Below are 11436 nucleotides of genomic sequence, written 5' to 3' on the forward strand. Positions count from 1 at the left end.
AGATAGAATAATACCAAATTGAAAACAGCTTGTAAAGGGTTTTTTCTTTACAGCATGATTTTTCCTTAAATTACATCTTAAAAAGGATTGAAAGGCAGTTTAAATCCGCCTTTTTTCTTGCCTTTTTGCTGCATGCTCGTCATCTGTTTCATCATCTTTTTCATGTCTTCGAACTGCTTGAGCAGGCGGTTTACTTCCTGGATGGAAGTGCCGCTGCCCTTGGCGATCCGCTTCCGCCTGTTGGCATTGATGATTTCCGGATGCGTTTTTTCATTCTTCGTCATCGACTGGATGATCGCCTCAACATGAGAAATCTGTTTTTCATCGATTTGAAGATTGTTCATACCTTTGATTTTATTTGCGCCAGGCATCATTTTAAGGATTTCATCCAATGGTCCCATCTTTCTAACCTGGCCAAGCTGGTCCAGGAAATCATCCAGGGTGAATGATGCAGTACGCATTTTTTTCTCAAGCTCTTTTGCTTTTTCCTCATCGACGTTCGCCTGGGCTTTTTCGATAAGGGTTAGCACATCGCCCATACCAAGGATACGGGATGCCATCCTCTCAGGATGGAAAGGTTCAATAGCATCGAGCTTTTCGCCTAAACCGACAAATTTGATCGGCGTATTTGTCACGGCACGGATTGAAAGTGCAGCACCGCCTCGTGTATCGCCATCAAGTTTTGTCAGGACAACTCCTGTAAGCCCGAGCTGTTCATTGAAGCTTTCCGCCACATTCACAGCATCCTGACCTGTCATCGCATCGACTACAAGGAAGATTTCATCTGGCTTTGAGAGCTCTTTAATTTGCTTAAGCTCATCCATCAGATTCTCATCAACATGCAGACGACCAGCTGTATCGATTAGAACATAGTCATTATGGTCTTCCTTTGCCTTAGCGATTGCCTGTTTGGCAATTTCCACAGGGCTGACCTGATCGCCAAGCGAAAATACTGGCATGCTTAACTGCTTGCCCAGCGTTTCCAGCTGCTTGATCGCAGCTGGACGATAAATATCCGCTGCTACAAGCAAAGGCTTTCGGTTGTATTTTTTGCGCAGAAGATTGGCAAGCTTACCTGTTGTTGTCGTTTTACCTGCACCTTGAAGTCCGACCATCATAATGACGGTCGGCGGGCGATTGGAGGCTGCGATCTTGCTTTGCTCCCCACCCATCAGTTCAGTTAATTCTTCTTTAACAACCTTAATAACCTGCTGGCCGGGTGTAAGGCTTTTCACTACTTCCTGCCCGATTGCCCGTTCAGTGACTTTTTTTACGAAGTCTTTTACTACCTTAAAGTTAACGTCGGCCTCAAGCAGCGCCAGACGGACCTCTCGCATCATTTCTTTTACATCCGCTTCCGTTACCTTGCCTTTTCCGCGGATTTTTTGCATTGTATTTTGCAGTCGGTCGGCCAATCCTTCAAATGCCATTTCATGCGCCTCCCTAGTCTAATTTCTCAAGCTCGGCTACCATTTCACTTAAAACTTGGTTGTCCAGACCTTCACCAAGCAGAACTTTCATTTTTGAAATCAGTTCACTGCGTTTCTGGAATTTTTCGAACAACAAAAGCTTTTTTTCATACTCCTCAAGCATCGCTTCCGTCCGTTTGATGTTGTCGTATACAGCCTGGCGGCTAACATCATACTCATCGGCGATTTCGCCAAGGGAATAGTCATCAAGATAGTAAAGGGCCATGTAACTGCTTTGTTTAGGAGTTAATAATGCCTGATAAAAATCGTACAAATAATTCATGCGGTTCGTTTTCTCAAGCATTTCGATTCCCCCATGTTAAGTTAAATACCTTTACATAAAGACAGTTTACACAGGATCAACTTTTCTGTCAAGAAAAGTTCTTTACAGCAAGATGCTTATAAATCAGTATTATTCAGCTGTTTTTTCTTCTTCTGCCAGATCTGCGAACAGTCCGTATACATATCTTTCAGCATCGAATTCCTGGAGGTCATCCATCTTTTCGCCAAGACCTACGAATTTAACCGGGATGTCGAGTTCATTGCGAATCGCAATGACGATTCCACCTTTCGCTGTGCCATCAAGCTTAGTAAGAACGATCCCGCTAACTTCGGTTGTTTCTTTGAACGTTTTTGCCTGAATCAGTGCATTTTGCCCTGTGGTTGCATCAAGAACTAGCAGCACTTCATGCGGTGCACCAGGGACTTCACGTTCGATAACCCGTTTAACCTTTTCTAGTTCCTTCATCAAATTGACCTTATTTTGGAGTCGGCCTGCTGTATCGCAAAGCAAAATGTCTGCCTTGCGTGACTTTGCAGACTGGACAGCGTCATACATGACAGCAGCAGGATCAGAGCCTTCTGCTTGCTTGATGACATCCACGCCTACACGTTCGCCCCAAACCTCAAGCTGTTCAATTGCACCTGCACGGAATGTATCGCCCGCAGCCAGAAGAACGTTTTTGCCTTCACTCTTGAATTTATGAGCCAACTTTCCAATAGTAGTCGTTTTGCCGACACCATTTACGCCAACGAATAAAATGACAGTCAGTGCATTTTCCTGGATGTTCAGGTCAAATGATTCATCGCTAGCTCCACCCTGGTATATGTCAACAAGCTTTTCGGAAATGACAGACTGAACCTCTTTAGTGTCCTGGATATTACGTCGTTTAACTTCTTTCTTGAGCTCCTCGATCAATTCCATAACCGTCTCAAAACCAACATCGGCCTGTATTAAAATTTCCTCAAGCTCTTCGAAGAACTCCTCATCCACTTTTCGGTAACGGGCTACTAAATCATTAACCTTTCCTGAAAAGCTATCTCTCGTTTTCGTCAAGCCTTCTTTAAATTTCTCAGTAACACTCTCTGTCTGTGTCGTTAATTTTTCTTTTAATTTCTTAAAAAAACTCACGGTTCCATCGCCTTTCTGGTTACGATTTTACTAGTTCCTTTGAATCCTCAAGCCGGACTGACACTAGCTTGGAAACTCCTGACTCCTGCATTGTGACACCATAGAGGACATCCGCTTCTTCCATTGTACCCTTGCGGTGAGTGATGACGATGAACTGCGTTTCAGCGCTGTACTTCTTCAAATATTGACTGAATCTGTATACATTTGCCTCATCCAATGCCGCTTCTACCTCATCGAGAATACAGAATGGGACAGGACGGACCTTTAAGATCGAGAATAGAAGAGCGATTGCAGTCAATGCACGTTCTCCGCCAGAGAGGAGCCCCAGGTTTTGCAGTTTTTTGCCCGGAGGCTGCGCCACTATTTCTACACCAGTATTCAGTAAATCGTCTGGCTGTGTAAGCTTCAAGTCTGCTCTGCCGCCGCCAAACAACGCCTGGAATACCGATTCGAAGTGTGAGCGGATCGCTGTGAAGGTTTGTTCAAACCTCTTCTTCATTTCAATATCCATTTCTTCAATTACCAGGAATAGTGTATCCTTTGCTTCTTGAAGGTCATTCTTCTGCTCCAGCAAGAATTCGTATCGTTCTGAAACTCGCTCATATTCTTCTATGGCGCCAAGATTCACTGCGCCAAGTTCTTCGATGGCCAATTTGATAAGCTTGACCTTTCTTCTTGCTTCATCCGCAGGTATCGTTAATGGATATTGCTCTTTTGCCGCCTCATAGGAAAGCAGATACTCTTCTCGAAGGTGCGCAAGCTTATTGTCCAGCTCAACGTCAAGCCTGTTAAGTTTCACTTCTTCATCCTTCAGCACTTCACTTACACCTTTTAAAAGTCGTCTTAACTCCTTCGATTCCAGCTCCTGGTCCTCAAGCTTGTTCTGCAGTTCAAGGCGTTCGTTCCTTCTTGAGGCTATAAGCTTAAGCGTTTCGTTTTTATCCTGAAGCTTTCTTTTTGCTGCGTCTTCAAGCTGCATTTCACCAGATGAACTGTCAGTCATTTCAGATGATAGCAAGGATAAATCGTCTTTAAAGAGTTCAAGTTTCTTCGTTTGGTCCTCAGCTTGCAATATAGCTGAATCAAGCTTTTCCCTCACATGGGAAAGCTGCTCCTTCTTCGCTGCAAGACTTATCTTTAAATCGCTGATTTCGGTTACCAAGCTTTCTTTCGAAGTAGAATTCGAGGTTTTCAGCTCGGTCAGGCGGGCAATTTCTTTATCAAATCCTTCAAGGTCCTCCTGATACTTACCTAACATTTTTGAAAGCTCAAGCAATCTTGCTTCAAGCTTTTCCTTATCTGTTTCAAGCTGAGTTTTCTCAGAATCATAGACAGATAAACGCTCATTAATGTTTTTCTGTTCTAGCTCTACTTCTCGCAAATCACCTTTCAGTGTTTGCTCCTTCAAGCGAAGATCTTCACCCTTTTTGCGCAGCTCCTCCAGGCTTGTTTCGCCGGATTGCACTTCAGATTTCAATGACTTCACACGCGATTCAAGTAAGCTTGTCTTTTCTTCCATTTCAACAAGCTTTTTGGTCAAATCTTCAAGCTCACCTTTACGACTAAGCAGGGAAGAAGATTTTTGCTTTACTGCCCCTCCCGTCATCGATCCTCCAGTATTGACAACATCCCCTTCAAGAGTGACGATTCTGCTTCGATATTGAAGGATTCTGGCAATCTCGTTAGCACCTTTCAAATCCTTGGCAACGACAACATTTCCTAATAGGCTCTTAACGACCTCCGCATATTTTCCGTCGAACTGGACCAAATCTGCAGCCGTTCCGATATACGACCCATGTCCGGAAAGCAATGTGAGCTGTGACACAGCCAAAGATTTGCCTTTAATGATGCTTAGCGGAAGGAAGGTGGCCCTGCCGAACGATTTTTGCTTGAGATATTGGATTGCGGCTCTCGCATTCTCTTCATTTTGCACGACAATATGCTGCATCGCTCCGCCTAGTGCGGTCTCGATGGCTGTTTCATATTGTTTAGGAACCTGGACAAGCTCTGCAATGGCACCTTCAATTCCCTGAAGGCGTCCATCCCTTGCCTTTAATACCTCTTTTACTCCCTGGAAAAAGCCTGAATAATCTTCTTCCATTTCCTCAAGCATTTCTTTTTTGGATCTCGCCTGCTGCAAAAACTGATACGCCTGATAGAGAGTTTTCTCTTGTTTTTGATAATTATTTTTTAACGATTCTAGCTTTCTTTGTTCGTCAAAATAAAGCCTCGCCTGCTCCTCAAGCTCCTGTCGTGACGCGGCCACCTTTTTTTCGGTCTCCGCTTTCGTAGTGTTTATTTCATCACGGACGGTGACATAACGATCATTTTCAGTGTCCAGCCTGGATCCTTTGGCAGACTGCTGCTGGAGCTGCTGCTCAATATATATCTTTTCGTTTTTTGCGCTTGCCTGCTGGTTCAATACCTCGATGTAATCGCTCTTGATTGAATCAATTTTAAGTTCTACATCTTCACTGTAAAGCTTCAGCTGTTCCTGCTTTTCTCCTAGCGTCTTCTGAAGGTATGCAGCATCACGTGCTAGCTCACCAGCTGTCTTTTCATATTCTTGCTTCTGTTTATCGAGCTGAGTGATGGATACCGTAAGTTCTTCAATGTTTTTCTCGAGCTGCCCTTTATTCTGTGAAGCGTTTTTCTTTCGCTCCTTCAGGACCTCTCTTCTTCCTTCCAGCTTTTCGAGCTCCTCGCTTGCATGCAGAAGAACATTTTGGAGATCGCTTACTGACTCATCCAAAGCTGCTAAATGATCTCGCATTTTTTCGATTTCCGCTTCTTTTTTCTGAAGTTCAGCAGACTGTTTGATTTCATCTTCCTTATGCTGTTCAAGCTGTTTGGACAGCTTTTCCCAGCGGCCATGCAATTCCTCAACTTCATACGCGGTCAAGGCAACCTCAATTTTTTCTAATTCTTCCTTTTGCTGAAGATAATCCTTCGCAATCGATGCCTGGATCTTTAAAGGCTCAACCTGACCTTCTAGTTCATGGATGATATCAGTTACCCTGTTCAGATTTTCCTGGGTTTCAAATAACTTGCTTTCGGCTTTCTTTTTCCGAGATTTATATTTAAGCACACCAGCTGCCTCTTCAAATATCGTCCTGCGATCCTCCGGCTTGCTGTTGAGAATTTCCTCAACTCTCCCCTGGCTGATAATCGAAAAGGCTTCACGGCCAAGACCCGAGTCCATAAATAAATCGACGATATCCTTCAGCCGGCAATTTTGTTTATTAATCAAATATTCGCTGTCCCCTGAACGGTAGACACGCCTGGTTACACTCACTTCATTGTAGTCTAGCGGCAATGATTGGTCTTCGTTATCAAGGGTTAGCGTTACTTCGGCAAAATTCAGCGGCTTTCGTGAATCGCTTCCGGCAAAAATGATATCCTCCATTTTTGATCCGCGGAGCGATTTGGCTGATTGCTCACCCAAAACCCAGCGGATGGAATCCGTAATATTGCTTTTTCCGCTCCCATTTGGCCCGACTACAGCGGTCACACCGGGGACAAACTCAACCGAAATCCTTTCAGCAAAGGACTTAAAGCCGACCACATCTAATCGTTTTAAAAACAATATTGCTCTCCCTTTCCAGTTAAACTTATTCTTAGGTGTCAGATTTTTGTTATCAGTAATACGAAAAAATTGAAGATATTAATTGTCTTTTTGTTCGGCAACGGATTCTATATGTGCTTTCAGCTTTTCCAATGCCATTTGGGCAGCATGCTGCTCTGCTTCCTTCTTGGAACGGCCCATTCCTGTTCCTAGCTCTTCTCCGTTTAAAAACACACGAGATTCGAATTCCCGGCTATGGGCTGGCCCTATTTCCTTAAGGATCCGGTATTCAAGCGACCCAGCACCGTCCCGCTGGACCAGTTCCTGGAGCTGGCTTTTAAAATCCATCACATGAGAAAAAGCACCGGCGTTAATCTTTGGAAACACGATTTTTTCAAGGAAGGTTGTGACTATTTCAATCCCTTTATCTAAATACAAAGCACCGATGAATGCTTCGAAGACATCAGCCAAAAGAGCCGGTCTTGTACGGCCGCCTGTCATTTCTTCGCCCTTGCCAAGGAGAACAAGCTCTCCAAATGAAAGATCATTGGCAAATGCCACAAGCGAAGGCTCACAAACAACTGCAGCACGGAGCTTCGTCAGCTCCCCTTCGCTCATCATCGGATATTTTTTGAATAAGAATTGGGATACAGTCAATTCCAAAACGGCGTCTCCTAGAAATTCAAGCCTCTCGTTATCTTCATGAGGCTTCCTGCGATGCTCATTCACATAGGATGAATGCGTAAAGGCCTGTTTTAAAAGTTTCTCACTTTCAAAATGAATTCCAAGTTGGTCCTGAAATCCTTTGAATTTATTTTCCTTTGCGCGGATGTTCCTTTTATCTCTTTCTCTTCCGTTGTTGCGCATGTTTACTCCACCTTGCTCATAATTTAAAGATGATTTCGCAAATAATTGTTGTCTTACTTAAAAAACACATATACAGACTACTAACAGTTTACAAAAAAAAACGCCTATAAAGCAAAAAAACTTCGCTTTATTCCAGCAGCTTCCTTGAAAGGATATCTTTTTTTTTACATAAGAAAGCCCCGTTTAATTAAACGGAGCTTCTTAACAAATCCAACAGTTACACTTGGCTATTTATGTAATTCACAGCGTCACCAACTGAAGCGATTTTTTCAGCATCATCATCAGAAATTTCCATGTTGAACTCGTCTTCCAATTCCATTACTAATTCAACAACATCAAGGGAATCAGCACCTAGATCATCTTTAAAAGATGCTTCCAAAGTTACTTGAGATTCTTCAACTCCCAAACGGTCAACAATAATTTTTGTTACACGTTCTAAAACATCTGCCATGCTCGTTCACCTCCCCTCAAGCCATTATAGATGATTTCATTTAAATAATAAATGGCTGCCAGCTTATTTTAAAAAAATTATGGCTTTTCCATTAAAATTTCTATTATTTTTGAATTTTAATTAGGTTTTAACTGATCATGCAATGAAAAACAAGAATATTCTTTAAAGCACTCCTGGTCAATACCTACATAACCATTCCACCGTTTATGTTGAGGGTCTGCCCAGTGATATAATTGCTGTCATCTGATGCAAGAAACACGACTGCGCGGGCAATATCCTTTGGCTCACCGAAACGAGCAAGTGGAATCTGCTTCAGCATTTCAGCGGTAACTTCATCATTCAGTTTATCTGTCATATCAGTTGTAATAAAGCCTGGAGCGATAGCATTTACTGTAATCCCCCTGGAGGATAGCTCCTTCGCAGCCGTCTTCGTCAGCCCGATTACCCCAGATTTTGCCGCTACATAGTTAGCTTGTCCTGCATTTCCGCTTACACCGACAACAGAAGAGATATTGATGATCCGGCCGCTGCGCTGCTTCATCATCTGTCTGGTAACCGCTTTTGTGCAAAGAAAAACACCTTTGAGGTTAATGTTGATAACATCGTCCCATTCTGACTCTTTCATCCGCATTAAAAGATTATCCTTTGTTATACCCGCATTATTAACAAGTATGTCAAGCTTTCCAAAACGTTCTACAGTTTCTTTCACCATTTCACTCACTGAATCAGAGTTTGATACGTCCGCCTGGATAGCAAACGCCTCTCGTCCCAGCGCTTTAATTTCGTCAACCAATTCCAGTGCCTTTGCTTCACTTCCAGCATAATTGACAGCAACTGAAGCACCTTCCCTAGCCAGTTCAAAAGCGATTTCACGGCCAATCCCCCTGGAGGCACCTGTGACAAGCGCAACTTTTCCTTCTAGTCTCATTCCGTTTCCTCCTTTAATGCAGCGACAGCTGCGGCACAAGTTTCATCGTCATATATTGCAAAAGTCCGTGCTGAGCGGTCCACTTTCTTTACCAATCCCGATAGGACTTTCCCAGGGCCAATTTCAATGAAAGTATCTACGCCTAGCTCAATCATCTTTGCCACTGAATCTTCCCATAGTACCGGGGACTATAGCTGTTCAATCAGTCTCTTTTTGATCTCTGCCGCATCCGACATCGGCTGTGCTGTTACATTGCCAATTACTTGGACATGCGCATTATTTAGTGAAATGCTGTCTAGGACAGCCTCGAATCTTTCGGCTGCAGGCTTCATGAGGGAAGAATGGAACGGGCCGCTAACATCCAGCGGAATCACTCGTTTCGCCCCGCCTTCCTTTGCTTTTGCAGAGGCTTCCTCTACACCTTTCCTCGAGCCTGAAATCACGATTTGCCCCGGGCAGTTCAAGTTAGCAAGTTGTACAGGAAGTCCCTCAGCCGAAACAGTTTCAGTGACATCAATCAGCTTTTCACGGTCCATCCCAAGGACAGCAGCCATTGATCCTTCACCATTTGGAACTGCCTCTTCCATAAACTCACCGCGCTTGCGGACGGCGTAAACAGCATCCTCAAAAGACAGTGCTCCTGAAGCGACCAAAGCAGAATATTCACCAAGACTGTGGCCTGCAGTAAAATCTGGTTTTATACCAAACTGACTGAAATAATTCAGGATCGCTATGCTGGTAGTTAGCAATGCTGGCTGAGCATTCGTAGTCAGCGTCAGCTTTTCCTGTGGACCTTCAAAAATCAATCTGCTTAAACTTTCTCCAAGAACCTCGTCAGCTTTTTTGAATGTTTCAGAGACTGCCTGGTCATGCGCTGCAAGAGCTTGTCCCATCCCTACCATTTGCGATCCTTGTCCAGGAAACAAAAACGCGATTTTCCCCATGAAAGATTCCCCTTTACTCTTAAAGTTTTATTCCTTCTCTCTTTTCGATTGCGGCTTTGATTGTTCCGGAAACATCCTTTTCTACCATTTCCCTTGCCTGGCGAATGGAATTGTATACTGCGTTAGCATCAGAAGAACCATGCGCTTTAATTACTGGGGCTTTGAGGCCAAATAGACCAGCGCCGCCATATTCCGTATAATCCATTTTATTCTTCAGCACTGCTAAATCAGGCTTTAAAACAGCAGCAGCCATCTTGCTTTTAAAGCTTGAGGTAAGGGCCGTTTTCAACATTTTAAACACAGACATTGCTGTTCCTTCAATCGTCTTCAACACCATATTTCCTGTAAAGCCATCGGCTACGACAACATCAGCAGCACCTTCTAGCAGATCCCTTGATTCTACGTTCCCGATGAAGTTGATGTCTGTTTCCTTCAACAATTCGTACGTATTCCTGACAAGTTCATTGCCTTTTTTCTCTTCTGTTCCGATATTCAGCAGCCCTACTCGAGGGCGAGAGATTCCTCTGGCCTTTTCACTGTAAATTGAACCCATGATCGCATATTGGACAAGGTGTTCAGGCTTAGCATCAGCATTCGCGCCAACATCCAGAAGCAGGAAGCCTTCCCCGCCAATGGTCGGAAGTGTTGGTGCAAGAGCAGGACGTTCAATGCCATCAATCCGGCCGACAATAAATAAACCTGCCGCCATCAATGCACCCGTATTTCCAGCAGATATGCAGGCATCGGCATGGCCATCAGCAACCTGCTGTGCTGCAAGAACCATGGATGCCGTCTTCTTTCTGCGTACCGCCCTAACTGGCTCATCTGTACCAAGGATCACTTCTTCCGTATGAAGAATTTCAATCCTCTCTTCATTCGTCAAGTGTTCCTTGATTTTCTTCTCGTCTCCTACAAGGACGATATGTACATCTTTATAATTCTCAATTGCTTTCATTGCTCCGAGGACGATTTCTTTTGGTGCATTATCTCCGCCCATAGCGTCTACTGCAAGCCTCATTGCTTTCATCCCTTACTTTTCATTTTTAGATCGATACATTTCAAAGTCACCCTTAAATACGAGCTCATTGTTCACATAGTTAAGTACTTCAACGATGGTCCTGCCATTGTGACTGTCAATATTGGTGACTCTCGCTTTGGCAATCACTCGCTCACCCTCTTTTACCGATCTGGTGAACTGGATATTCGCCTTCGCCGTCAGCGCCAATTCATCATTGATGACTGCTACAGCCAGGGAATTTGCCTGTGCAAATAAATGATGTCCCCTGGCGATTTTATTGCGCTTAAATACATGTTCTCTTTTTATGTCAAGAATCGAAATAGCGCTTTTATCTAGTTCTATATCAATAATCTCACCTATTACTTCTTCAAGAGGCAGGGAACGAACTTCATCTTCGAAACGTTTTTCAGCAACGTTCTTAATTCTTTCCCTTAATTCTGGGATTGATAATTCAAGTCGGTCCAGCCTGATTGTCTGGATGCTGACTGTGAACTTTTCAGCCAGCTCTTCATCAGTGATAAATGGATTTTCTTTTATCGTTTCAGTCAACATAGACTGCCGTTCTTTTTTGTTACGCTTCATTACTTCTAACACCGCCCGAGCTATTAAGACTAGGTACTAATAGTAGTATATATACTATGAAATAAGATTGCAAGAAAAAATATACTGTTGCTTTAATCCATGAAAGCTACTACCGAAAGAAAAAGCAGACCCAAGCAGGATCTGCTTTTCTTAATCCTATTATTCTTTCAAATAAAGATAGTATTGTTGATTAATCAAGCT

At 43.5% G+C, this 11436-nt stretch carries 9 protein-coding genes and 1 pseudogene; all 10 read right to left on the minus strand.

Annotation, left to right across the window (positions count from 1 at the left end):
• Positions 1-77: 77 nt before the first annotated feature.
• Entirely contained in the window at positions 78-1430 is a 1353-nt protein-coding gene (gene ffh, locus WB217_RS01695) for a signal recognition particle protein (protein WP_423990065.1), read from the minus strand.
• 13 nt (positions 1431-1443) lie between these two features.
• Entirely contained in the window at positions 1444-1773 is a 330-nt protein-coding gene (locus WB217_RS01700; protein ID WP_423990067.1) for a putative DNA-binding protein, read from the minus strand.
• A 108-nt stretch (positions 1774-1881) separates the two neighbouring features.
• On the minus strand, positions 1882-2880 hold the full coding sequence (ftsY, locus tag WB217_RS01705) for a signal recognition particle-docking protein FtsY (RefSeq protein ID WP_423990069.1): 999 nt from the start codon (positions 2878-2880) through the stop codon (positions 1882-1884).
• A gap of 19 nt (positions 2881-2899) precedes the next feature.
• Positions 2900-6466 carry a chromosome segregation protein SMC gene (gene smc, locus WB217_RS01710; RefSeq protein ID WP_423990071.1) on the minus strand — a complete coding sequence of 1189 codons (3567 nt, stop codon included), beginning with the start codon at positions 6464-6466 and terminating at the stop codon, positions 2900-2902.
• 78 nt (positions 6467-6544) lie between these two features.
• A complete protein-coding gene (rnc, locus tag WB217_RS01715; RefSeq protein WP_423990073.1) occupies positions 6545-7312 on the minus strand; it encodes a ribonuclease III in 768 nt (255 codons plus the stop codon).
• Positions 7313-7529: 217 nt separating this feature from the next.
• Positions 7530-7763, minus strand: coding sequence for an acyl carrier protein (locus WB217_RS01720; RefSeq protein ID WP_335375012.1), 234 nt, complete (start codon positions 7761-7763; stop codon positions 7530-7532).
• Between the two features lie 184 nt (positions 7764-7947).
• Positions 7948-8691: a 3-oxoacyl-[acyl-carrier-protein] reductase gene (gene fabG, locus WB217_RS01725; RefSeq protein WP_423990076.1), complete on the minus strand. Its 744-nt coding sequence runs from the start codon at positions 8689-8691 to the stop codon at positions 7948-7950.
• Positions 8688-9635 (minus strand): annotated as a pseudogene (gene fabD, locus WB217_RS01730) (ACP S-malonyltransferase). The gene fabG and the pseudogene fabD overlap by 4 nt, the downstream one beginning before the upstream one ends.
• Before the next feature lie 19 nt (positions 9636-9654).
• Positions 9655-10653: a phosphate acyltransferase PlsX gene (gene plsX / locus WB217_RS01735; RefSeq protein ID WP_423990078.1), complete on the minus strand. Its 999-nt coding sequence runs from the start codon at positions 10651-10653 to the stop codon at positions 9655-9657.
• A gap of 12 nt (positions 10654-10665) precedes the next feature.
• Complete coding sequence (gene fapR, locus WB217_RS01740; RefSeq protein WP_423990080.1) at positions 10666-11235, minus strand: transcription factor FapR; 570 nt, start codon at positions 11233-11235, stop codon at positions 10666-10668.
• Positions 11236-11436: the final 201 nt, after the last annotated feature.

The organism is Mesobacillus sp. (assembly GCF_049588175.1).
In the GTDB taxonomy this organism is placed as follows: Bacteria; Bacillota; Bacilli; order Bacillales; family Cytobacillaceae; genus Mesobacillus.

Coding starts and splice junctions, on each gene's coding strand:
- rnc (WP_423990073.1), bottom strand. CDS start 7,312: ATGCGCAACAACGGAAGAGAAAGAGATAAAAGGAACATCCGCGCAAAG.
- ffh (WP_423990065.1), bottom strand. CDS start 1,430: ATGGCATTTGAAGGATTGGCCGACCGACTGCAAAATACAATGCAAAAA.
- WB217_RS01720 (WP_335375012.1), bottom strand. CDS start 7,763: ATGGCAGATGTTTTAGAACGTGTAACAAAAATTATTGTTGACCGTTTG.
- plsX (WP_423990078.1), bottom strand. CDS start 10,653: ATGAGGCTTGCAGTAGACGCTATGGGCGGAGATAATGCACCAAAAGAA.
- fapR (WP_423990080.1), bottom strand. CDS start 11,235: ATGAAGCGTAACAAAAAAGAACGGCAGTCTATGTTGACTGAAACGATA.
- WB217_RS01700 (WP_423990067.1), bottom strand. CDS start 1,773: ATGCTTGAGAAAACGAACCGCATGAATTATTTGTACGATTTTTATCAG.
- fabG (WP_423990076.1), bottom strand. CDS start 8,691: ATGAGACTAGAAGGAAAAGTTGCGCTTGTCACAGGTGCCTCCAGGGGG.